This is a genomic window from Echinicola soli, from assembly GCF_006575665.1.
Classification (GTDB): Bacteria; Bacteroidota; Bacteroidia; order Cytophagales; family Cyclobacteriaceae; genus Echinicola; species Echinicola soli.
In genome coordinates this window covers 5,067,216-5,093,086 of sequence record NZ_CP041253.1, presented here as the reverse complement: position 1 = coordinate 5,093,086, position 25,871 = coordinate 5,067,216, and the positions used below count along the sequence as shown (strand labels likewise).

Sequence of the window (25,871 nt, the reverse complement as noted above, 5' to 3'; positions counted from 1 at the left end):
CACCCAGTTTTGGCATCATCCTACAGGCGAACAACTTGTTGCCCTTGCTGACCATCATGGTCTTGCCAAATAAACCAGGCCATCATCCTCCCTGAAAGAAAAAGGCATCTCATTAACAGGGCCAGTAGCCGTGAATTTGCAGACCAGTGGCAGGGAACAATTATTTAGGCACTACATTTAGTTCACCGGTTACCAGGCTGTTGGATCGGCAAATGGCCTAGCAGGGATACTGCCCCAGCTGTTTGGGATTCCCTATCTTTCCGGTATCCAACTCTTGTAGGCTTTCATGTAAAGGGGGGTATGATGGTATGGGAATGGACAGAAATTAATGAAATGGCAATACGTTCAAATGGGCGATGCATTGGAAATTTGTAGCCATATTTAATGGACAAAGAACTGGAAAGCAGTAGAGCCTATATGGCAACGCTGTAGTGAAAAAGTTGCAATGCAGCGTTGCATGATGAAAAAAACATCCCCCAGCGGCTGTTATTCCGGATTTTACGCTACCTGGTTAGCGTACTATCGAGACCTTTCGGTACTGTTCTTGAAACCATTTTACCCGTGCTTATCGGTGGTTACTTCAATTGACCGTCATAAACTCCCTTGTAGGTGGTGAGAAGGTGATTTGTTCCCCAAGGACTAACCGGTGGTGCTTGGAATGGCACCGCAAAGGTGTCCACTGATGCACAACAAGTGTCCGTTGATGGATAATCATCATAGGGATTTATTTGACTAAGCAGATAATAACCAAACCCATCATTATACCATGAAGATAAAATATGTGATTTATGTTTTTTGCCTGTTGGCCATAGGGTATCTATCCTACCATTATCCGTTGTTTGCGTTTGCCTTATTGGCCCTGTTGGCAGGGGTGTTGTTGTATATGGTGGTATCAGGGACAGTATGGTTTTTGAAAAAAGGGCTTACATGGAAGCGGTTCCAGGTACCGTTGGTCATGGTGGGCACCATCCTGTTTGGATTGGCAGTAGGGCTTTTGAGCCCATTGCCCGAGCCCATTGGCCATTCAGGGAATACCGGAGAAGACCTCGAACAAGCCTATATAACCGACCAAGGAGACAGAATGAACATCAGGTTTTTCGTACCCCATTACAAGCAGCAAATGCAAAAACGCGACAGCATCCGGTTGGAAAAGGTAAGGGAGTACTTGGAAATGGGAAAAGTAGACAAACCCATCGACAAGTTTCATGCAGCCTTTATCCTTCACCATAACCGAATGCGCGACAGCTCGCTTTATGAACTTGCCTATAACCTCGCCAAACAAGCTGCTGCTGCCCCAAATTTAGCGGCAAACTACCAGGCACAATGGTTGGCCAAGGCTACCTATGACCGGTGGATGCTTTCCATTGGCAAGCCGCAAAAATTCGGAACGCAGGGCGGGGTGAGCTTTACCCTTGAATAACATGTCGGGTGTTTTGGAAAATGGGACTATTGTTGGGTGGTGCCCCTTGACCATCGCTTAGAGGGAAAAGGTAACGTAAAGATGGGGAACCTGTTAAAAATGTACCGCAAGATTGGGCAGTCATTGCCCAGGCAGGACAAGGAACTTGGTTATTAATAATAGGGCTTTAAACCGGCCAAGTTGAATTTCTGCATTGGAGAAGAAATCCCTTTTAAACTTGCTTTATAAACGCATGTTTGTAAGAAAACTGGTGATATTGTACAATGATCGGGTAAATATAGCAGTTTTTGGGTAATTTTCTTTTTGTATGTTGGCCCAAGATTGATAACTTCATTCTGCTTCTTTAACCCACTACGATAAAATGCTCCGAATCCTACTGTTCATCTCCTTTTGTTTTTGTTGCCCAATCCTTGTGGCGATGGCACAACATAATGGTCCTGATAGACTGAAGGGGTATGAACTCGACTACCTTGGGATCGAGAGTGGGCTTTCCAATAATGCGGTGACGGCCATTTACCAGGATAAAAAGGGATTTGTATGGATAGGCACCTATGATGGATTGAACAGGTATGATGGATATGATTTTTTGGTGTTCAGAAACCAGCCCCGGGACAGTTCGTCATTGGTCCACAACCGGATTGTGAGTATCTATGGTCATCAAAATGAAGTCTGGGTAGGGACAAAGAGAGGGCTCAGTGTATATGATTACCACACCGGGAAATTCGAAGCAAGGTATTTTCTGGACCCCATAACCAAAAGAAGACAAAAACTGGCGGCCAATATCAACGACATCACCGGAAGGGACTCCACCATCGTGGTGGCCACTGCTGGGCAGGGCGTAATGGTTCGCTCTAATGGTGGCCCCCTTGTCGGGATACCGTTACTGGCCGATGGTGAAAGGTATTATCAATACCACGCACAAGGAACAGCCGTAGACAAGGACCATAACATTTGGGCCTTTATCCAGGGGTATGGACTGGCCGTCAAGGAAAAAGAAAAAAACAGCTTTGAAGTGGTGCTGCAGGATATAAAAAGTGCTAACTGTATCGAGCTGGACAGCGATGGAAATATGTGGATCGGCTCGGACTATGGCCTGGTCCGCTTCCAGACCAAAAACAAGGATTGGCATTTATATTCCGCCGACATCACCAGAAATAAGATTACCGATATCATGAATGTCCCTGAGGACGGAGAGCTATGGGTGGCAACCGACGGCAACGGATTGGTAGTATTGGAGAAAAAATCAGAAAGATCATATTTCCTGAAGGAAGGAACCGTTCCGTCTGATTTGGCCAGCAATGCCGTATATGGTCTTGCCCTTGACCAGCAGGGCAGAAAGTGGATTGGTACCCTGAGGGGTGGGATAAATATCCTGGAAAAGAAGCAGAACCGGTTCCTTACCATCAATAATCCCGAGAATGTCGAAAATGGCCTGCCAAGTGATTTTATCCTTTCTCTCTGTGAAACCAACAGCGATAGCCTCTGGATCGGTACCGACGGGGGAGGAGTAAGTGTTTGGGACAGAAAACATGATCGGTTTACCAATTACCGCCATCGGAACCAAAAGGCAGGCTCCCTTCCCAATGATTTTGTAACGGCCATCGTGGAAGGGGAAGATAAACTGTGGCTCGCCACGTATGGAGGTGGCGTATGCAGGTATGATAGCCGTTCCGATACCTTTGTCCCCTATACCTTGAGCAACAAGGAAGGCCTGGCCCACCAGTACATTTGGGTGCTGTTCAAGGACCGGTCCGGTACCGTTTGGGCAGCGACTTCGAATGGGGAAGGCCTTTATCGGTATAACAGCGGACAGGACCGCTTCGACTTTGTGGATGTGGGCATATATGGGATCATATCCATGTGCCAGGACCATAATGGGGATTATTGGGTGGGTACTTTCGACCATTTGGTCAAGCTAGATCTATCCAGGAAACAGGAACATGACATCATTGATATTGGCTATCCGGTCAGGGATATCATGTCCATAGGTCCCGGTGACCTTTTGGTAGCCACTGAAGGCAGCGGAATCTGGAGGTTTGACAGGGAGCAGGGGACAACCAAGACATACCTCCAAGAAGAGGGGCTGCCCAATAATTCGGTATTGAAAATGGTAAGGGACGGGCACGGAAAGATTTGGATGAGCACCTACAAGGGATTGGCAAAATTTGATCCCAAAGGAGAGAAATTTACCAGTTTCTTTGCCTCCGATGGGCTGCAGAGCAACCAGTTCAATTATAATGCAGGGATAAGGCTTCAGGATGGGAAATTGGCCTTTGGTGGAATTAAAGGGTTTAACCTCATTGATCCGCTTCACCTGGAAAGGGAAAGCTATTTTCCACGCATACACCTTAGCCAACTAAGGGTAAATAACCAGCCGGGCCATCCCAATGGGAAAACCATCTTTGCCCTTGATAAACTCGAACTCCCATATGACAAGTCCATGGTTTCCCTGGATTTTTTGGCCCTGGAGTATGCACATCCCGAAAAAATAGAATACGCCTACCATATGGAGGGCTGGGATGAGAAATGGCACTTTGTCAATAATTCCAGAATGGCCAATTATTCCAAGCTTCCGGAAGGGGAATATACCTTTCATGTCAGGGCAACAAATGCCCAGGGAGAATGGAGCCCCCAGGTGTTTTCCCTGCCCATAGCCATTTTACCGCCATGGTACAGGACCTGGTGGGCCTATGGGCTCTTTGTCATCATCATTGGAGGACTGGCCGGGGTATTGGTTTTTTACCAAAGAAAACAGGACAGGCTGAAGTACCAGGTAAGCCTGTCCAGGGAGATGGCCCGAAGGGAAAAGGAACTCAACGAAAAGAAACTGAACTTTTTTACCAACATATCCCATGAGTTCAGGTCACCATTGACCATGATCATCAACCCTTTAAAGGAGGTGATGTACGGCGAGGGCAAACAGATGGACCCGGCGTCCATAGAGGTGGTTTACCGGAATTCGAAAAGATTGTTAAGCCTGGTGGACCAGCTGCTGCTGTTCAGGAAGGTCCAGACAGAGGTGGGAAATGTCAAAATGGTGAAGCTTGATGCCATAAGCCTCTGTAAAGAGGTGTTCACCTGTTTCATCCACCATGCCAAGAGCATGAACATTAGCTATCAATTCAATGCTGATCTTGAATCCTTTGCCCTTGTTGCCGATCGGCAAAAATTGGAAATCGCCATATTCAACCTGGTATCCAATGCCCTGAAATTTGTGGAGCCCAACACGGGGAAGGTAGCGGTCGGTATACAAGTGGCGTCCAATAGGTTTGTGGTAACGGTGGAAGATAATGGAAAAGGAATTGAACCGCAGGAACGGGGAAAGATATTTGATCTTTTTTATCAGGGAACGGCCCAGTCAGATGTGAAAGGCTTTGGAATTGGCCTTTACCTGGTGAAAAAACTCATTGAAGAGCATAAAGGCTCCATTTCCATTGCCGATAGCCCATGGGGAGGGGCGAAGTTTACCATCGAGCTACCTACCGGAAAATCCCATGTCCCCGATGGCCTGGTCCATGAAGATATTGGGGAACAAATGGTCTTTTTGGAGGAATTATTTGATCTGGAAAGTAACAGTCCAGTCCTTAAACCCGTGCCCGAGGACAGACTGGCCTCAATTACCGATGGAGTTGTCACGGCCAAAAAACGCCTGTTGGTAGTAGACGATAACCCTCAGCTCCGACAGTACATCAAAAAAATATTCGAAGCACATTTTCAGGTGGTACTGGCCGAAGGGGCCGAGCAGGCACTTGAAGTATTGGAAGAGCAACAGGTCGATTTGATCATTTCCGATGTGGTCATGAAAGGAATGAACGGCGTGGAACTGTGCAAAGAGTTGAAATCCAGGGATGAATATCGCTATATTCCAGTTGTCCTCCTGACCGCCAGTGCCTCGGACAGCATTAAGCTTAAGGGCATAGAAGTAGGCGCAGACGATTACATCACCAAACCTTTTGATAAAAGCTACCTGCAGGCCAGGGTAAAAGGCATCCTTCGGCAACAGGAAACCGCCCAACAACACCTGTTGACTTCGGTTTCCAAGAAACCTACAGACCGGAAATTATCAAAGGGTGACAAGGAATTTATCGATAAGATGGTCCAAGTAATTGAGGAAAACCTGGATAACGGTGAGTTTTCCATCCAATCGCTGGCCAGCGTCATGGGCATGAGCCATTCCATGATGTATCGAAAAGTAAAATATGCCACCGGCAAAACGGTCAATGAAATAATCCGGTTTGTAAGGTTAAGGGCCATTGCCACCACCCTGATCACCACCGATGCCCAGGTCAACGAAGCGGTGTCCAGTGCCGGCTGGAATGACCTTAAATATTTTAGAAAACAGTTCAGCCAGCAATATGGTATGACCCCTTCGGCCTTCCAGAAAAAATATAAGGGAGCCGTTACCGAGCGCCAATATGTATTGAATGCCGGCTTTTTGAAATTATAGCCGCAATATTACCTGCACGTTGTCTTTCAGGGAAATGTGTTACCCAAATGTTATTTTACCCCCTGTATTAGCTGAAAAAACCCCGCCCATTTTTAACCTAACTATCCCAAATTTGGAAAGGTCAGGGATTTACCCCGAGATCTTAAAAAATATTGTTTACCCAAAATACTGATGCAATGAGAAAACATTTACAGTGCATGGGCATATTCTTGTTTGCCCAACTGTTACTGTTGTTGTTTCACGGTGCTGCCCATGGGCAGGACGTCACCGTAAGCGGAACAGTGACCTCCGGGGAAGATGGAACCACCTTACCCGGTGTGAATATCCTGTTAAAAGGTACCGGGAAGGGCACCATTTCGGATATTGATGGTAATTACTCCATTACCGTGCCCCCCTCGGGTACCTTGGTGTTCACCTTCATAGGCTATAAGTCCAGGGAAGTGACTATTGGCAACCAAACGGTCATGGATGTGGAAATGGATCCCGACCTTCAGGCACTGGACGAAGTAGTAGTGGTGGGGTATGGAGAGCAGAAGAAAGCCACCATGACCGGAGCAGTGTCCAGTATTGGGGACAAGGAGCTGGTACAAAGTCCGGTGGCCAATATCAGTAATTCCCTGGTAGGACGGTTACCGGGACTGATTGCCGTACAGTCCAGTGGTGAGCCCGGTTACGATCAGTCGAGCTTAAAGATCAGGGGAATTGCCACCCTGAATACCGGTGCGGAATCCGATCCATTGATCTTGGTGGACGGGGTACAGCGATCCAGCCTGAACCAAATCGATCCCCATGAAATCGAAACGCTGAGCATACTCAAGGACGCTTCGGCCACCGCGGTATTTGGAGTAAGGGGTGCCAATGGAGTGATACTGATTACCACCAAAACCGGTAGCAAGGGCAAACCCGAAATCAATTACACCGCCAATTTTGGCCTTCAAAGCCCCAATTCGCTACCTGACCTGCTCAACAGCTATCAATATGCCATGCTGCGCAATGAAGCCAGTGTCAACTCTGGGCAGGAACCCTACTTTAGTGCCTCTTCACTGGAACTGTACAGGAACGGGGGAGATCCCTATTTTCATCCCGATGTGGATTGGTTTGATCTGGTGCTCAAGGACTATTCCGCCCAGCAGCAACATAACTTCAACATCAGCGGGGGAACCGACAATACCCGGTATTTTGTCTCGTTGGGATATTTTGACCAAAATGGTGCATATGATGTACAGGATGTGCAGACGGCCTATTCGGCCAATCCGAAATTCAAAAGATATAACTTCCGTTCCAATTTTGATATTGATTTCAACAAGGACTTTTCCGCGTCGGTAAAACTGAGCGGGCAGTTCACGGACTCCAATTATCCAGGGTACGGGGCAGGGGAAATCTTTTTCAGGATTTTGAATTCCAATCCCATGATGAACCCCGGGGTCATCGATGGTAAATTGATCTCCGGAGTGGAAGGGCTTCCTTCAAGCTCGGGCAGTCCATTGGATGCCATTGTCAACAACGGTTACCAACGGAACTTCGGCAGTACCATGAACACCAATGTCAGCCTAAAGCATAAGTTGGGCTTCATTACCGAAGGATTGAGCATAAGGGGGATGGTGGCCTACGACAACTACTACCAACATGCGGTAAGCCGGAGCAAGGAAAGCATGAAATACCGGATCGTAAAAGATCCGGAAGATCCCACACAACCGGTGTTTTTGCCCCAGGGAATGGATGCGCCGTTTTCTTTCAGTGAAAGTTATGGAAGGAACAGAAAGACCTATTTTGAAGGGGCGGTGGACTACACGCGGAGTTTTGGCCCACATAATGTAACAGGCATGGCCCTTTACATGCAGGAACGCTACACGGCGCCGGGACAGGAATACAATGTACCAAGGGGCTATCAGGGACTTGTCGGCAGGGTAACCTATAATTTTAAGGAAAAATACCTTTCTGAATTCAATATGGGCTATAATGGCTCGGAAAACTTTCCAGAAGGCAACAGGTTCGGTTTTTTCCCTTCCTTTTCTTTGGGCTGGGTATTGACCGAGGAGTCTTTTGTCCCGACAGGGGATTTCTTGTCCTATATCAAGATACGCGGATCCTATGGGGAAGTGGGAAATGACAAGATCGGCGGGGCAAGGTTCCTTTACCTACCATCGGTCTTCTATCCCAATAGCGGAGGGTACCATTTCGGCCAATACGGGGACAATTACCAATGGTATTCCGGGGCCGAGGAAGGCCGTGTGGGCAACCCGGATGTAACCTGGGAAAGGGCCAAGAAATTCAACCTTGGAATAGAGACCGGATTTTTTGAGGATAAGCTCCGGATCAATGCCGATATCTTTGCCGAAAAGAGGGACAATATCCTGTGGTACCTGGGCACCGTGCCGGATTTGGTGCAGGCAGATCTTCCCCCTGTAAACATAGGGAAAGTGGAAAACAAAGGGTTTGAACTGGAAGTGAACTTCAACGACCATATCGGGGAATTCAATTACTGGGTGAAGTCCAACTATTCCCTGGCCAAAAACAAGATCCTTTATATGGATGAGCCCAACAGGGCCCATGAATGGCTCCAACGGACCGGCCATCCGGTCGGTCAGTACTGGGGACTTAAAAGCGATGGGTTTTACAATACCCAAGAAGAACTGGCTGCGGCACCAACCTCGGCATTTACCGCCGAACTGCAACTGGGGGATATCCGATATGTGGACCAAAACCAGGACGGCACCATCGACCAATACGATGAGGTTCCCATCGGGAATTCCAACTTCCCGCAGGTCATCTATGGACTTTCCTTCGGGGGGCAGTACAAAGGCTTTGATTTTTCGGTGCTGTTCCAGGGAGCCGATAGGGTATCCACCTATATCGACCAAATGGGAGCCTGGGCATTCGATACCGATTGGCGGAATGCCACTGGCCGGCATTTGGAACGTTGGACCCAGGAGCGGTATGAGCAGGGACTTCCCATTACCTATCCACGGGTGGAACTGTCCCCTACATCCGGCAAGCATAATTACCGGCCATCGGATTTCTGGCTGGAGGATGCAAGCTATATCCGGTTGAAAAATGCCGAGATCGCCTATAATTTCCAAAACCGATTTTTGAATAGGCTGGGAGTGACCAACCTTCGGGTATTTGCCAATGGCAACAACCTGTTGACCTGGAGCGATATGGTGAATTTTGACCCTGAAGCACCCGCAGGAAGGGGTGGTTTTTACCCTCAGATGCGGGTGTATAACCTGGGACTGAATGTCCGCTTTTAACCGTAAACCTTAAGATGATGAAAGCCATAAAAAGAACGATTATATACCTGGGATTGATTGCGGCCTGTCTGCTCTCCTATTCCTGTAACGATGAATTTTTGGGCAAGCCAGAAAGTAACGATGTGTCCATAGAGGACATCTTTTCCAATAGGGTACAGGCCGAATCCTTCCTTTGGGAAACCTATAACAGCTGTATGCCCCTAGGGTTTCCCATTGATTGGGGAAAACATAACGGCATGTATGCCTCCATGTTGATGGCCGCAAGTGATGAAGGGGATGTGTACGATACCTGGCCTTCCTCGAATGACCATAACACCGGAGTTTGGAGTACTGCAGACAATAGGGAAGATGATTTCGGTACGCACTTTAAAGGGATCAGGAACACCTGGATCTTTATCGAAAACGTGGATATGGTCCCCGATATTGCCGAGAATGAAAAGCAACAGATGAAAGCGGAAGCCATGGTCCTGATGGGGCTCCAATACCATGAACTCATGAAACGCTATGGGGCGGTTCCTTTGGTGAGCGAAGTATTGAGTGCTTCAGGAGATATCATGCTGCCGAGGAATACCTATGAGGAGTGTGTCGAATTTATCGTCGGCAATTGTGATCAAGCCGCTGCGGTACTGCCCGATAGTTATCCTTCCGAGTTTATGGGCCGGATTACCAAAGGGGTGGCCCTGGCGCTGAAGGCACGTGTCCTGTTGTATGCGGCCAGCCCGTTGCACAATACCGATGCGCCCTATCTGCCGGGGAAAGAAACCCTGACCGGTTATGGGAATTATGACGGGCAACGGTGGCAACGGGCGGCCGAAGCCAACAAAGCCGTATTGGACTGGGCCGCTGAAAATGGAGCCCACCTGGTAAGGGCTTCGCAGGATCCGGCAGCCAATTACCGGGAGGCCGTAGAGGTACAGGGCAACCCGGAAATGTTGCTTGCCAACCAGTCCAATGGATGGTGGGGAGCCTGGAGTCCAATGTTCCAGCAGTTTGTCATGCCCCGCGGAATCTACGGGGGGTGGTATGGCCATGGTGTGACCCTGAACCACGCCAACCAATACCATACCCTTTCCGGTGAGGACCAAGTATGGGAGGATCAGGGAAGCTATGCCGAGTTTGCTTCCAAGATGCAGGCCATGGAGCCACGCTTCCAGTATTCGGTCTTCTATTCGGGGTCCAAATGGAACGATGAGATTGGGACAAGGGAATTTTACAGGCGGACGGATGGTACCTGGTCGGACGGTGCACCGCTCAACGGAGTGGGCTACATGAAAAAGTACATGGGCAGGGGCAACTGGGGAGGTGGCCAGTTCCACTGGATGGTCTTCCGCCTGGCAGAGTTTTACCTTAACTATGCCGAGGCCCTGAACGAGACCAGTCCCCTGGACCCTATGGCGATCGAAGCCCTGAATGAGATCAAGGAACGGGCCGGTATACCGGTCATCGATGCCGCAGATGTACGCTATAATACCCAGGCCAAACTCAGGGAAGAAATCAAGCGGGAAAGGGCCATTGAACTGGCCTTTGAGGAACACCGCTTCTTTGATGTGCGAAGATGGAGGATTGCCGGACAGGAAGGGATCATGAGCGGCCAGATGTGGGGACTTAACCTTTATGAACAGGAAGATGGAAATTTGGTGTACCGAAGGGAAACATTCGAGTCCAGGGTATGGGAGGACCGTATGTACCTGTACCCGATCCCCCAGAGCGAAATTGATAAAGGTTACCTACAGCAAAATCCAGGATGGTAAGGGAAATGCAGCCTATGGCATTTTCCGGAAAACGTTAAATCTGAAATACCAAAATCCATGAAAAAATCAATAGTTAGCTATATAAAACAACCGGGGATAGGGATGGTGACGGCCGGATGGCTGTTGACAGCATCCCTTATCATCCCAATGCCGTCAATGTCCCAGTCCATTGCGCCAAGGATTGCATTGGAGCAGGATTCGGTGGAAATGGAAAACACCGCAATTCCACCTTCGTATGGACAAAAGACCAATATCGCCTATGGTACCGAGCAGGCACTCAGGGTTACCGGGGCAATGGCCACCGTGAATGGCGAGGCCCTGCAGAAAACCTTTGTGCCAACCTTGAGCAATACCCTCTTTGGCAGGCTTCCCGGCCTTACGGTCATGCACGGTTCCGGGGAACCGGGCTATGATGAGCCCAATCTATTGGTCAGGGGACTGGGAACCCTGAACGATGCGTCCCCGCTGGTCATGGTCGATGGCTTCGAGGCATCCTTTGACCAGCTTTCTGCCTATGAGATTGAAAGCGTTTCCGTACTCAAGGATGCAGCCGCAGTAGCCCTGTACGGCATGAGGGGAGCAAACGGTGTGCTGCTGGTGACGACCAAGAGGGGAAGTGCTGGGGATACCCAGATCGGTTTTAATGTAAGGACCGGCTTTCAAAAGCCCACCAGATTACCGGAGTTTGTCAATGCCTACCAATATGCCGGCCTTTATAATGAAGCACTGTCAAACGACCGACTTCCTTTACGGTATTCGGAAGAACAGCTGGAAGGCTACCGCTCCGGAGCGGATCCCTACCTTTACCCGGATGTCAATTGGTACAATCAGGTACTACGGGAAAGTGCTCCCATAAGCGATTATAACCTTACCTTTTCAGGTGGAAGTGACAATACGCGTTACTTTATCCTGTTGGGCTACCTACAGAATCAGGGACTTTACGCCAATACCGATGGCGACAGGAAGGAGAACTCCAATGCCCATTTTGAACGGGTGAACTTCCGGTCGAATATCGACATAGCCCTTTCCCCCAAAGTGGCCGCCTCCCTTGATTTTGGAGGAAGGATAGAAGACCGGTATTTCCCAAACTATGATGGCCCGGGCCTTTGGGAGAACATGGCACGCTATCCTGCCGGGGCATTTCCGGTGAGAAATCCCGATGGCTCCTGGGGAGGGACCACCGTTTATCCCGATAATCCTGTGGCCTCCGTACTGGGAAGGGGGTATACCTCCTCGCACGACAGGAATATCATGGCAAACCTCAGGCTTTCCGAGGACTTGGGGGATTTTGTGCCCGGACTACGGTTTTCCCAGGCACTGGGGATCAATAATTGGCACCGGGGAAATTATAACAGGACCAGGAGCCTGGCATTTTACGAACTTTTGCCAGGAGAAGGCACAGAGGATTACCGATATATCCAACGGGGACTGGACACAGGGTTCACCGTGAACGAAAGCGGAAATGACCAATGGAACAGGTTGAGCCTGCAAGTGGGGCTGGACTATCAGAAGAAATGGGACAGCAGTGATCTTTCGGCCATGCTCATGTATCATCAGGACGTGCTCTTTGTAGGGGGAAATAATGTGCCATACGCCCAGCAACGCCTGATGGGAAGGTTGGCATATGGCGTGAAGGATACCTACTTTACTGAATTGACCTTTTCCTACAGTGGCTCCGAACGGTTTGAAAAGGGGAGCAGGTTTGGATTCTTCCCTGCCCTATCGGCCGCTTGGGTCGCCAGTAACGAGGATTTCCTAAAAGGAAGCAATGTGCTGACCTTTCTCAAGGCACGTGCTTCGGTGGGCCTTGCCGGTAATGACCAGTTTGGAGGCAGCCGGTTTGCCTACACCCAGGATTTTTATTACTCAGGGGACTACAGGCTCGGGGCCGATAACAATTCAATCGGGACCATTGTAGAGGGACCCCTGGCAAATCCGGATATAGGCTGGGAAAAAGACCTGAAGTTCAACCTCGGCCTGGACGGACAGTTGTTTAAAAAACTCGATGTCAATGTGGACCTGTTTTACAACCGAAGAAATAATATCCCCATCGATGGCTCCAATATCTATCCAGGTTACCTGGGCGTAACGGCACCCTACCTGAATTTTGGCACGGTGCATAACAGGGGCTTTGAAGTCAACCTGCTTTATAACGGAAGTTTCCGTGATGGCGGCTATTATCTGGGCGGAAGCATATCCTATGCGAAGAACAAAATCATGGACATGCAAGAGATCACCTATCCCGAATCTTATATGCAGCGTACAGGCCATGCCATAGGACAGCCCTTTGGCTGGTTGGCAGATGGTTTTTACCAGGAAGATGATTTCAATGCCGATGGCAGCCTTCGGGATGGGGTGGTATCATCGGCCTTCGCTCCGGTAAGGCCCGGAGATATAAAATACAGGGACCTGAACGGAGATGGGACCGTGGATCAAAACGATGAGACGGCCATCGGCAACCCCTGGCAACCAGTGGTCAATTACTCCTTTACCTTAGGGGTAAACTACAAGGGATTTGATCTTGAAGCACTGTTTTATGGATTGGCAGGAAGGGATGTGTCCCTAAACGGAACCTATTTCTGGGCCCTTCAGGACGATGCCAATATTGGTGTGAATGCCCTGGGGAGGTGGACGCCCGAAACGGCAGGATCCGCCACCTATCCCCGGTTGACCACACTTCCCAACCAGCACAATTACAGGCCTTCGGATTTTTGGCAGGCATCAGGCAATGTACTGCGCTTGAGAAATGTGGAATTGGGCTATACTGTTCCGGAAAGCCTTACAGGAAAAATCAAGGTGGACAAGGTCAGGGTGTTTGCCAATGCGGTAAACCTGTTGACTTGGGACGACATGGAAATGGTGGACCCGGAAAGTTACGGAGGTTATCCACCGTTGAAGTCATTTAATTTGGGACTGAGTGTCCAGTTTTAAACCGATAAACCCGCGATGATGAAGAACATAAAACGAATGATACCAATGTTGGGGCTATTGCTTACCGGTGCATGTGTGGAAGATGTGCTGGACAGAAGAATGGATACCAACTATACCGAGGAGCAGGTGTTTTCCTCCTATACCACCATCAGGAATTTTGGAATAGGGATATATAACCACCTTCCCGCAGGCTTCGACCGTTTTAACGGGGGAACACTTGCCTCGGCAACCGATGATGCGCTGCATTCCGGTCAGGATGGGCAGGTACAGCAATTGGCCCATGGGAACTGGGGCGCTTTCTCCAACCCGGATGATCAGTGGGAGGGCCTCTATGATGGGCTCAGAAAAGCCAATCTGTTTTTGGAAAACTCAGAGGACTTTGAAAACACCATCCTCCGTGATACCATTACCGCGCAGGGCAAGCAGACATACCAGACACAGGTGAACGATTTGAGATGGCTAAGGGCCGAGGCCCATTTTCTAAAGGCCTTCTTTTATTTTGAGCTGACCAAGAGGTACGGGGAAGTACCCATTATCGAGGAGGTGCTGGACCTGGAGGATGTGTCGGGCCATGAGCGCCGGCCCTACGGGGAATGTGTGGACCATATGTTATCCGAGTTGCAACAGGCCATGGAAGGCATGAGGGATACCTGGGATGGGTATGACGAAAACAGGATGCTGGGCAGGGCGACCACAGGGGCGGCCATGGCCCTTAGGTCGAGGGTACTGCTATATGCGGCCAGTCCGCTCCACAATCCGCAAAATGACCTTGCCAAATGGCAGCTGGCCGCCGAAGCAGCCTATGAAGTGATCAACAGCGGAAGGTTCGGGCTTTTTGACAACTATGGCAACCTGTTCAGGAGCAGTAGCAACACAGAAATTATCCTTTCGCGCCGTTATGCGGCTTCTAATTCCCTGGAGCGCAGCATGTACCCGGTGGGATTCACCGGGGCCGTGGGCGGGACCAATCCGTCCCAAAACCTGGTGGATGCCTACCAGACCGCAAACGGACTTTCCATCACCGAAGATGAAAGTTATGACCCACAGCAGCCTTACCAAAATAGGGATCCCCGGTTGCAGATGTCCATTGTGACACACGGGGCAACCTTTAAGGGGCGGCCCGTGGAAATCTGGCGTGGGGGATTGGATGGCCCGGGCAGGGCCAGGGCGACGAAAACGGGATATTACCAGAAAAAATATGTAGATGAAAACCTGGACCTGTTGCAGGACCGGTCAAGTGTACATGCGTGGATATACTTCAGGTATGGAGAGGTATTGTTGAACTATGCCGAAGCCATGAACGAAGTATATGGACCAGACGGAACTTCGGAGATGACACCATGGTCGGCAAGGGAGGCCCTGAACGCATTGAGGGCACGTCCGGGAGTCAGTATGCCTCCAGTAACCGTAGATGGAAAGGAGGCATTCCGCGATATGGTAAGAAATGAAAGAAGGGTCGAGCTTGCTTTTGAAGAACATCGCTATTGGGACGTGAGAAGGTGGATGTTGGGAATGGAGGCGTTCAACAGTGCAGTTCGTGGCGTGCAGGTAGAGAAAATCGCAGACGGTGAATTCTACCTGGAATACCGGGAAGTGGATGATCGTTTTTTCGCCCCGGAAATGTACCTGTATCCCATCCAGGCTGAAGAAATAAACAAGTCCAGGGGAGGCCTTTCACAGACACCGGGATGGTAATCAAATAACCTAGAAACGAAAAAATCATGATCAAAAGGACAATACTGGCCTGGGGGATGTCCTGCATCCTCAGCATAGCCGCATTTGGGCAAGATAGCGCTCAGAACAGTTTCTCTCCCGGTAAAATATGGGAGGACACCGAAGGGACACACATCAATGCCCATGGCGGCGGTGTGCTCTTCCACAACGGAACCTACTATTGGTTTGGAGAGCATAAGACCGCCGGTAGCAGCGGAAACCGGGCCAATGTGGGCGTAAGGTGTTATTCTTCTGCTGATCTTTATAACTGGAAGAATGAGGGGGTCGCCCTGCCGGTCGCAGCGGAAGGAAGTGGTTCGGACATTGAAAAAGGAAGTGTCATCGAACGGCCAAAGGTCATCTACAATGCATCCACAGAAAAATTTGTGATGTGGTTCCATCTCGAACTCAAGGGCCAAGGTTATCATGCCGCACGGACAGGGGTGGCCGTCAGTGACCGGCCGGAAGGTCCCTATACCTTCCTAAGGTCTTTGCGACCCAATGCCGGGACATGGCCGGTTAATTTTCCTGAATCCTGGAAATCAAAAAAAGTGACCGAAGCTGATCTGGAAGCATGGAGTCCCACTTGGAAAAAGGAAGTGGCCGAAGGACTGTTTATCAGGCGTGATTTCGGCACCGGGCAGATGTCAAGGGACATGGGGCTTTTTGTCGATGATGATGGGAAGGCTTACCATATCCATTCAGCAGAAGAAAACCTTACCCTGCATATTTCCGAGCTGACCGACGACTACCTTGGGTTTACCGGGAAGTGGGCGGTGATGGAACCGGCTGGCCACAACGAAGCACCTGCCCTGTTCAAAAAGGACGGAAAATACTATATGATCACTTCAGGCTGTACCGGATGGGACCCAAATGCGGCACGTTCCTTTGTTGCAGATGACATCATGGGGCCTTGGAAGTCACTTGGGAATCCTGCACAGGGTGAAGGGGCTTCCATTACCTTCGATTCCCAAAGTACCTATATTCTTCCTGTCCAGGGAAGGAAAGATGCCTTTATCTTTATGGCCGATCGTTGGGAGCCAAAAAACGCCATTGATGGCAGGTATGTCTGGCTGCCGGTACAGTTCAGGGACGGAAAGCCGGAGTTGACATGGCGTGACCAGTGGTCCTTGGATGTCTTCGACCATTAAACGATTAACTACCATTATAAACCTATTAGACCAATGAGAAAAATGTTGTTTATCACACTAGGGGCAATATGCAGTGCATGCCTTTTGACCGGATGTGGTTCTGGTAATGCCTCCAAAAAGTCGATCGAAGGGCCTGTTTCACCTTACCAGGGGTACCAACTGGTGTGGCAAGATGAATTTGACCAGGAAGGAAAGCCTGACAGCAGGTTCTGGTCCTACGAGGAGGGCTTTGTCCGGAACAGGGAACTGCAATGGTACCAAAAGGACAATGCCAATGTCAAGGACGGGTTTTTGGAGATAGAAGGGCGAAGGGAGCAGGTGGCCAATCCAAGCTATGAAGAAAATAGCAGGGACTGGAAAAAAAACAGGCCAAATGCCGAATACACTTCGGCGAGCATCAATACGGCCGGAAAAAAAAGCTTCCAGTATGGAATAGTGGAAGTAAGGGCCAAGCTGGATACGGCCCTGGGAATGTGGCCTGCCATATGGACCCTGGGCGAATCCAAGGGCTGGCCAGCCAATGGCGAAGTGGATATCATGGAGTACTACCGCGTCAATGGGAAGGGGACCATTTTGGCAAACGCTGCCTGGGCACATGAGCAAAAAAGGGCAGCTTGGGATGAAGCAAAAGTACCTTTTTCAGAATTTTTAGAAAAAGATCCGAATTGGCCGGAAAAGTTTCATATCTGGAAAATGGAATGGACACCCAAAGCTATCCGGCTTTCCCTTGACGGGGAGCTGCTCAACGAAATAGACCTGGCCACAACCCTTAACCCTGATGGCAGCAATCCTTTCCACCAGCCTCATTATATCCTGTTGAACCTGGCCATTGGTTCCAATGGTGGCGAACCTGCCAAAACAGCGTTTCCGAAAAAATACCTGGTAGATTATGTAAGGGTATACCAGAAAAAGTAAGAACCAGGTAATCAGTGGGAAATGTAAAAGCAATTTAGTAAAGTGTTATTCATAGTTTTGGATAGGGGGGCCTGGGTAGGCCTCCTTATTTTCTTATACTATTTCCCTTGTGGGATTATGAATAGTAATCATGAGCAGTTTTTTTAAGCTTCATCTAGTGGATAAGAAAAAGGACCGACATACAGTTAGGATAAATCATTTGTTCCTCTTTCTTATTCAATAGCCCCGCAAAGTTAGGCCGCCAATGCCCATACAGGGCAAGGACCTTCGGCATAAAGCCATCGCTATTTTTCCGCTTGTTTATTCCGATCCTCCTTGGCTTCAATGTCCCCAGCACCCTGGGGGAGCTTCATAATTAAAATCATTTCACTTTAAAACGATATTATTATAAAGCGACAAAGAAAAAACATCCGTAAAAATGTTTACCAGAGGGGCAACGAAAGGATCATGGCCAACCTTGAAAAGGGGGGCATGGAAACAGCCCCGGTCAATAATGGGGTTGCCTAAAAACTACCAAACCTACAAGGGCATCAATTTTTGGTTATTATTAGGTTAGTGGTCTACCTGGCAGGCATATTGTCCACGTGTTTGGGACTCCCGTTGTTTTCGGCATCCAAACCTTGTAGGATTTCATGGATACGTTTTCTAATGAACTGATGGTATAGGAATGGATATAAAGATAATTACTTTTTATTTAGTACAATTAGACTAAATATAGTGTTTTGCCTATTTTTTATAAGTTTTTATATTTTAAATAATGTTTTTCTTGATAAAAGAAGATTGTTTCCCGATTATTTTTTATTATTACATAGAAATGTTGATATTCATTTACAGTTTGGTAAATATAAAACCATTAAAAATGGGTGTAAACGTGGGGATGGTGATGCAGATATATGATTGATGTGAATTGTTATATATATCATAAAAATTGTTTAATATTTGAAAGGGTTAAAAATTGTTCTAATAGATGATGATCCGGTTTCCAACCTAATCCATCGCAAGCTGATAAAAAGGGTCTTGCCTGATGTGGATATTACCGTCTTTACTTCCGCATTTGACTCACTGGATTATTTTAAAGCTTCCGTAGATCGTCCATACCTGGTGTTCCTGGATATACATATGCCTCAAATGGGAGGTTGGGACCTTTTGTCGGAACTGGAGAAGGAAGGGCGTCCAGGAAATATAGGGGTGTATATGCTTTCCTCATCACTTGATCCATTGGACAGGAATCGCGCAAATGGGTTTGATATGGTGGCCGGGTTTCTTCAAAAGCCTCTAAAAGAAAAGGAATTGATCGAGATTTTCGGTAGGGCAGGCATTGACCACACCTAATCCCATTGATCCTTGTTCGGGTAGCCCATTTCGAGGAAATCCTGGTATAATACAAGGAAACTACACCCTGGAAATCTAACTACTGGAAATATTGCTTTCAATGAATAATCTGAAACACCATCTTATCCTCTGGGATGGGACAACAAGGGATTTGATCAGGGAAATCCCCGATTGGAAATATGATTATAGCCCTTTGGGAATCCTGCAGAAGAATGTATTCAAATTGGACGGACAGCTATTGATACACCTGTTATTGGACAGGTCCCTTCTTTACCGACAGGTTTTAAAAACCTGGCTGGAAAGGGCAGGAGGGTATGTTTACCTACTGGAAAAGGTACGGGGAAATACCAGACACCTGGAAGGAAGGGATTTAGAGACCATGACTTTTGGTTGCTTCCAGGTCCCCGCTTATATGGGGATGGTGGCCCCTGAGTCGGTCGGTTTTCCCGAATTGGCATCTTGGGCCCCGGAAAACAGGACATTTCCCTTTATGGCCGAGGTTTTTCGATTCGATTCCCAGCAGCTATATTGCCTGTATGCAAGGGAAATTAAGTCCCGAACAATGACCGTAGTCGGCACCACTAACAGGTGATGATTTTAAGAAAACAAAACATTTCCATTTTGGTTGGTCAGTTATGGGCATAGGGAATCGTTTTCCTTCGTTGCAGTTTGGTGGGATATCGTTATATTTACTCACTAAATCGATAAACCTATGCATAAACCTATTTTATTTTTACTCTTTTCCCTGCTGTGTGCCTGTGGGGGGACAGCAACCAAACAAGCCGTTGAGCAGCCATTATCCATCCAAAACCCGGTGATCCGTGGGGAATTTCCAGACCCTTCGGTGATCGAAGTGGACGGTACCTATTATGCCTGTGGTACCTCCAATGATTGGGCGCCAATATATCCCGTATATTCCTCTACGGACCTTGCCAATTGGGAGTTTGAAAGTTACGTGTTCATGGAAGCTCCTGATTGGACCATGGGCAGTTTTTGGGCACCGGAGCTATTTTATAATGACGGTACGTTTTACTGTTACTATACCGCCAGACGGAAGGACGGCATTTCCTGTATCGGCGTAGCCAGTACCACTGATATCAGCAAGGGCTTTACCGACCATGGCGAGCTGATCGAATGGGGGTCGGAAAGCATCGATGCATACGTGTATGACCAGCAGGGACAGCTCTATATTACCTGGAAGGCCTACGGGCTAAATCCCGACAAACCCATCCAACTGCTGGGATCCAAACTGTCCAGTGATGGCCTGGCGCTGGAGGGGGAAGCATTCCCCGTAGTTACCGCTGAAGCAGCAACTTGGGAACGTGGGGGGATCGAAGGACAGTCCATTGTGCAGCACGGTGATTACCTCTACTTGCTGTATTCCGGCGCAGCCTGTTGCGGTGGCGGCTGTGACTATAAGGTCGGGGTCGCCAGGGCAAAGCAGATGGAAGGGCCCTGGGAAAAATATACCGGCAATCCCATTTTGACCGATTTTGGCGATTGGAAATGCCCGGGGCACGGCACGCCCGTGTCCACTGGCGAGGGTAGCTGGTATTACCTTTACCACGCCTATGCCAAGGAAGGGTTTCCGTATATGGGCAGATCGGCATTGCTCAGCCCCTTTTATTGGGATGAAAAAACCGGTTGGCCATATTTTAAGACCGTGGACCTGATGGCTGACAGTGACGGCGGGGTAGCTCCCATTTCCATTGAAGATGGATTTTCCGGGGACCAACTTAAAGGTTGGTGGCGCTGGGACCTTGCCAGCAATGATCCCGTTGCGCTGGTGGAAAATGGACAATTACAGCTGTCCGGAGGACATAAACAGGACACTTGGGCCACGGCACTCTGTGTGGTTCCTGAAAAGCCCGCATATCAGGTGGTGGCCGAAATGCCAACCGATACCGACCACCTACAGGGACTAATGCTTTATGGCACCCACGCCAATATGCTGGGAGCTGCTGTGAAAGATGGCCGATTGCAGGTACTTGAACTGAGAAATGGGGCGTTTTCCCCGTTGGGAGCATCCGTAGCGGTGGATACTGATAAGGTTGCCCTTAAAGCACAGGTGGAAAATGGCCATGAAGTACGCTTTTCCTACCAGACCGAGGGAGGGGAATGGCAGCAGCTACCTGTTGACGGCGCGGAGAACGGTCTGCTTAAGGGTGAGTTCCTGGCTTTCTGGCAATGGGGGGTAAAGCCTGGGCTTTTTGTCGAAGGTGAAGGAACAGGTAGCTTTATCCGGTTTGAGCTGGCCTATAATGGAAATTGATCCTTGTCACCTGTTCAGGCATTTAATGGTTTTTCTTAAGGGGCAGTATGGTGATGTACCAATATATTCCAAGTGTATCTTTAACATTGGACCTACAATCCCACTATAATAGCATTATGGGAAATGATAACAAGGATATCAGGTGGGTACAGTGATATGCTAACTTTAAGAAAGCATCTAGGCAATTGGAAAAGTTTGTGAACCATGAACCATTGAATGAAATGGAAGAACAAGGTTTGATCAAGGCTTTTGAATACACCTATGAACCGGGGTAGAAAACATTGCAGGACTTAGTGGTGCATAAAGGTTATCAAGGGATAACCGGGCCAAAACCCGTTATGGAGCAATGCTTCTCATATGGGTATATTTCTGATGGCAAAGGATGGGCAAGAATGCAAAAAAGCAGGAAGCTAACTAGCCATACCTATCATGATAAGACGGCCCATAAAATAGTGGAAGGAATAAAGTCCGAGTATGTTAGGCTTCTTCAGGAGCTTGATATAAAACTTGAAGAGGAAAGAACTGGTAATCAGGGGGAATAGTTGGAAATGAATAAAGATACGGGACTGACCGATGCTGAACCCGATGCTATAAATGCAGTGTTCAAAAGGCATCCTAAAATACTTTGTGCAGTTTTATTTGGCTCAAGAGCAAAGGGGGACTACAAAAATGGTTCTGATATTGACATTGCCCTTAAAGGAAAAGAACTGACATTGGACATACTGGATATACCAATAGAGCTGGAAGATCTTATGATCCCATATAAGTTTGATATAGTCGGTTATAATAGGATCGGTGAAAAGACTTAATTGAACACATAAATCGAGTTGGCATCAAGTTTTATAATAGTGGGGTTTAGCCATATCAAAGAGAAGTCGTGGCAATTTAGTAAAAAATAAACCGGGTCGTCTTCCTCATATCCCCTTTCAAACAGTTATTAGCGATGTTGGATTGTAGCAGAAATGGGATAATCCAGAGGAAGACGACCCGGTCAGGCTGTGGTTTATGTATAATGGTCAGTTTGTTTTTTCATTATTGGCCTTTACCGTTTATCATGACCTTCACGGTTTGGTAGATGATGTACATATCTGTCCTAAGATTGACACCTGTAAGGTACAGCAGGTCGTACTTCATCCGTTCGACCATTTCCTGTACGGTCTCGGCATAGCCAAAATACACCTGGCCAATGGAGGTAATGCCCGGTTTGATGCCCTGTAGCTTTTTGTAACTAGGGGATACACTGACGATCTGATTGATAAAGTGCTCCCTTTCCGGTCGTGGCCCCACGATGGACATGTCGCCCTTCAGTACATTATAGAACTGGGGAATTTCGTCCAAGTGGGTTTTACGCATAAAATTGCCCCACTTGGTGACCCTGGGATCATTGCCACTGGTAAGCTGCGGGCCGTTTTTTTCCGCATCGGTATACATACTCCTGAACTTGTAGATCTCAAAAGGCTTTGCATTTTCGCCAATACGTTCTTGTTTGTAGAAGATCGGTCCTTTGGAGGTAAGCTTGGTGATGGCCATAAGGGCCAAATATACCGGAGCGCCCAAGATCAGTACCATGGCAGAGAAAAAGATGTCAAACATCCTTTTCATGATCTTGGTAGTACTGTCCATCTGCATGTTCAGGATCCCGTTTTGGAGACGGTCCCTGGTGATCATGTCCGAAAGCGTAAAAAGATCAGGAATTGCTGCTGTCGTGGTCAGCGTCCTGGTGTAAATTATTTCTTGATTATGATTAGCCATCTTATTACTTGATTTAGTCAGTAAATTAAACCTGACTAACATAAGCCAACATATATGCCAAGCGATGGATCGCCCTCAAAACAGCAGCTAATTAGCTTTAAACCCTGATTTTGTGGCACTTGTTTGGGGAAGGCTTACTCACTGTGTGGAATGCCAAAAGTGCTTGTGCATGGATAAAAATTTGTTAAAAGATGTTGGTAACCCCTTGTACATCAGGCCTATTTTGTAGCCGCTCCACTTGGCAAATAGCGAGCCAATGGATTTGGGCAGGACCTTGGGGTCGTGTTTGAGGACATGGGCAATTTCTGATTGGAGGTATTCCAGTCCACGTCCTTCGGCACGACCAAAATGATCAAAGATCCAGGCACTGTCCGCATGGAATACCCCGATATCAAAATACCGTTTGAACTCCTCGCTAACCGTATAATCATGGGAATGGTGGACCTGGGCATTGGCGATATAGGCCATTTCCCATCCCTTAAGCAACATTTTACCCGCAATATAGGCATCCTCGCCAAGGATGAGTCCCCTGGGGAATCCCCCTGCGTCGAAAAAGGCCGTTTTACGATAGGCGGCAAAGGAATTGGAACATGAAATGGTCTTGATGCCGTACCGGTGCCGGTCCTCCAGGCTTCGTACCTCGCTTTTTTTTGGATAATTAAAGAGCCTGGCATGGGACTCAAGGGTGGTGGCGCCATGGTGGGGGAGCTGCCTGCCGTAGGCCATGCCGAGTTTTGGGTTGTTTTCCAGCGCCGCTACCAGTACGGATAGGGCATAGGGGCCTGCAGGGATGGCATCCTGGGTCAAAAAGATAAAGATTTCCGCATCCGGAAACTTTTCCACTGCCATTTGCCGAGTGCCCCCATGGTCAAAATCCTTTTTGTCAATGGAGATCACATCAAAATCCTTCAATAATGGATCATCCAGTGTGCCGTCGGTGGATCCCGAGTCGATGATCACCTTGCGGTGCAAAGGAAGGGCCTGGGAAGTAAGCTGCTCCAATGCCTCATGCCATTTTTTTCCGGCATTTAGCGTGGGAATAAAAAGGTTGGTTTTCATGCAGTGTTACATTAAAGGTTGCTGGTGGCTACTTTTATTTCTCCAAATTCTGTGGTGCCCCGGATGATCTTTTCCGCATTCAGTCGGGCAGTGCCCTTTCCTTCCATAAAAATTACCGGATATTCTTCCTTTCCTGTATGCTCGTTTCCGGTAAGCTGGAGGTTCTGTGGGTTTTTGCTTCTAAGGGTAAAATAATGGCTGCCTGTTTCCAGGGCAGTGAGCTTATTGCCTTCGATCCGAAGGTTGACGGCTCCTTGGTCTATAATGCAGGTATTGGCCGAGCGGATGGTGTTTTCTTTGACCAGCACGTCCTTTGCAGAGGCGTGGATGGTCAGGGCAGGGGCGCGGTGGCTTAAAATATGGTTGTTTGCTATCCGGATCCCATCGGCTTTTACCAGCAGCAGGGTAGGGTTTTTGCCCTCGTTGACGATGCGGTTGCCCAACAGCTCGATGTTCCCGAGAAGGTTGATGTTGATCGATGCATTGGCCAGCTCGTTTTCGTTGATCAAAAGCGAATCGACGCGTATGCCATTGGGCAGGTGAAGGGTGGTCAGCTGGTTGTTTTCCATACAGATATATTGGGCATGCACGTTATCGATAAAGGTCACGTTGGAAAATACATTGGACAGCATGTTCAGTTGTTTAAGTCCGCCGACGAGCTCCACTTGGTTGTCGGCCACATTGTCCTTGACCAGTATTTCGCCGCAATCTTCCATATAAATGGCCGGGCGGTTGTTTCCCTTGGCCTGGTTGGCGATCACCTCCACATCAGAAACATTGACCAGGGTGGCAATACCCGAGCCGTCGGGAGTGGATTTTCCGTCCACAAAGCCATTGTCCCTGCTATCGTTGTTGATGATGGCCGCATGGATGGCCTGCGGGCCCTTGGGGCCACGGTTGTTGATATCCACCGCATCACTGGCATTGCAGTGGAACGTATTGTTTTCAAAACGGTAATTTTTTTCCACCCCTGAAGTACCAAAGGCCACTTGGATGCCGCTCATGCCGTTGTAGCTGATATCAGAGTGGAATACCGTAATATCGGGGCTTGCATGGATGAAAATCCCGTTTTCCCCGTTTTTACGGATGGTAGATTCCTGGATAGTGACTTCTTTGCTTTCCAATATCCTGATGCCCGTTCCGGGTTGGTAACTGTCTGTGTGCCGCCTGTCGGTGCCAAAGCCCATGACTGAGGTCTGCCCAATGCTAATGTTTGCGCACTTGTAAAGCAATATCCCGGAAAAGGAGCGGAACTTGGTGCTGTCACCGCTCAAATGGGAGTCGTAAATGGTGACGTTTCGGCTGCCGCTCAGGTAAATGGCTTCATGGAGGGCTTGGGCATTTAGGGAAATGGAGACGTTCGAAATGTCCTTGCCCCGGAAAAGTGGCGCCGAGGAGTTCTGGTGCCCGTTGGTGAATTCCTGCGTGCTGTCCAATTGTTGCACCAGGGTGCCATCTGCCTTGATGTGCACGCCCGACCGCAGGCCCAATGCCCTGACCCTATAGGTGCCTTCCGGAATCCAGACCGTGTCCCCGGCACTGGCCATTCCGATAGTCTGTTGGATGGCTCCGGTATCATCGGTCTGCCCATCGCCCTGGGCGTGGTGGTCCTTTACGTTCCACACCGTTGTCTTTGAAGGCTCCAAGGAGGTAGCCTGGCCCGATACGCTACCGCAGATCAGCAGCAGGGCGGTGACCAGGTAATACGTTATGGTATGCGTTTTTATTTTTTGTGGCATGGTAAACCCTTTTCAATAATAGTTGGTTATAGTGCTTGTTACGCTTGTTATAATAAAGATTGTCAGCTGCTTATGCAGGTGACGTTGTTTTTTTGTAAATCCCTTAAAATTACGGATTCCAGATAATCGGTGTTTGTA

The 25,871-nt window shown here is 48.5% G+C and carries 15 protein-coding genes and 1 pseudogene; 13 read left to right on the top strand and 3 right to left on the bottom strand.

The genetic code is table 11. The annotated features are described in order from the left end of the window. The first annotated feature begins 766 nt into the window (after positions 1–766). The 13 genes and pseudogenes from FKX85_RS19645 (at position 767) to FKX85_RS19585 (ending at position 21,992) form a co-directional block, all read left to right on the top strand. Positions 767–1,420 (top strand): hypothetical protein, encoded by a 654-nt coding sequence (locus FKX85_RS19645; RefSeq protein ID WP_141616338.1) that lies wholly within the window; start codon positions 767–769, stop codon positions 1,418–1,420. A gap of 418 nt (positions 1,421–1,838) precedes the next feature. Next, positions 1,839–5,867 carry a hybrid sensor histidine kinase/response regulator gene (locus FKX85_RS19640; RefSeq protein ID WP_168196298.1) on the top strand — a complete coding sequence of 1,343 codons (4,029 nt, stop codon included), beginning with the start codon at positions 1,839–1,841 and terminating at the stop codon, positions 5,865–5,867. A gap of 176 nt (positions 5,868–6,043) precedes the next feature. Next, entirely contained in the window at positions 6,044–9,118 is a 3,075-nt protein-coding gene (locus FKX85_RS19635) for a SusC/RagA family TonB-linked outer membrane protein (protein WP_141616336.1), read from the top strand. Positions 9,119–9,132: 14 nt separating this feature from the next. After that, positions 9,133–10,869, top strand: a complete 1,737-nt coding sequence (locus FKX85_RS19630) for a RagB/SusD family nutrient uptake outer membrane protein (RefSeq protein WP_141616335.1) — start codon at positions 9,133–9,135, stop codon at positions 10,867–10,869. 57 nt (positions 10,870–10,926) lie between these two features. Beyond that, positions 10,927–13,800, top strand: a complete 2,874-nt coding sequence (locus FKX85_RS19625; RefSeq protein ID WP_141616334.1) for a SusC/RagA family TonB-linked outer membrane protein — start codon at positions 10,927–10,929, stop codon at positions 13,798–13,800. Positions 13,801–13,815: 15 nt separating this feature from the next. Then, a complete protein-coding gene (locus FKX85_RS19620; RefSeq protein WP_141616333.1) occupies positions 13,816–15,495 on the top strand; it encodes a RagB/SusD family nutrient uptake outer membrane protein in 1,680 nt (559 codons plus the stop codon). Between the two features lie 26 nt (positions 15,496–15,521). After that, on the top strand, positions 15,522–16,664 hold the full coding sequence (locus tag FKX85_RS19615) for a glycoside hydrolase family 43 protein (RefSeq protein ID WP_210416874.1): 1,143 nt from the start codon (positions 15,522–15,524) through the stop codon (positions 16,662–16,664). Between the two features lie 33 nt (positions 16,665–16,697). After that, complete coding sequence (locus FKX85_RS19610) at positions 16,698–17,579, top strand: glycoside hydrolase family 16 protein (protein ID WP_141616332.1); 882 nt, start codon at positions 16,698–16,700, stop codon at positions 17,577–17,579. Between the two features lie 939 nt (positions 17,580–18,518). Continuing rightward, on the top strand, positions 18,519–18,911 hold the full coding sequence (locus FKX85_RS19605; protein ID WP_141616331.1) for a response regulator: 393 nt from the start codon (positions 18,519–18,521) through the stop codon (positions 18,909–18,911). Between the two features lie 100 nt (positions 18,912–19,011). Further along, positions 19,012–19,503: a hypothetical protein gene (locus tag FKX85_RS19600; RefSeq protein ID WP_141616330.1), complete on the top strand. Its 492-nt coding sequence runs from the start codon at positions 19,012–19,014 to the stop codon at positions 19,501–19,503. Between the two features lie 120 nt (positions 19,504–19,623). After that, a complete protein-coding gene (locus FKX85_RS19595; protein ID WP_141616329.1) occupies positions 19,624–21,183 on the top strand; it encodes a family 43 glycosylhydrolase in 1,560 nt (519 codons plus the stop codon). A gap of 167 nt (positions 21,184–21,350) precedes the next feature. After that, positions 21,351–21,725, top strand: a pseudogene (locus FKX85_RS21945) (HI0074 family nucleotidyltransferase substrate-binding subunit); the annotation flags it as partial. A gap of 6 nt (positions 21,726–21,731) precedes the next feature. After that, positions 21,732–21,992, top strand: a complete 261-nt coding sequence (locus tag FKX85_RS19585) for a nucleotidyltransferase domain-containing protein (RefSeq protein ID WP_229239703.1) — start codon at positions 21,732–21,734, stop codon at positions 21,990–21,992. A 223-nt stretch (positions 21,993–22,215) separates the two neighbouring features. Here the strand turns inward: FKX85_RS19585 and FKX85_RS19580 are convergent, their stop codons facing one another. The 3 genes from FKX85_RS19580 to FKX85_RS19570 form a co-directional block, all read right to left on the bottom strand. After that, positions 22,216–22,935 (bottom strand): sugar transferase, encoded by a 720-nt coding sequence (locus tag FKX85_RS19580; RefSeq protein WP_141616328.1) that lies wholly within the window; start codon positions 22,933–22,935, stop codon positions 22,216–22,218. A gap of 138 nt (positions 22,936–23,073) precedes the next feature. After that, positions 23,074–23,994 (bottom strand): glycosyltransferase, encoded by a 921-nt coding sequence (locus FKX85_RS19575; RefSeq protein ID WP_141616327.1) that lies wholly within the window; start codon positions 23,992–23,994, stop codon positions 23,074–23,076. Between the two features lie 11 nt (positions 23,995–24,005). Then, entirely contained in the window at positions 24,006–25,733 is a 1,728-nt protein-coding gene (locus FKX85_RS19570) for a right-handed parallel beta-helix repeat-containing protein (protein WP_141616326.1), read from the bottom strand. Positions 25,734–25,871 lie beyond the last annotated feature (138 nt).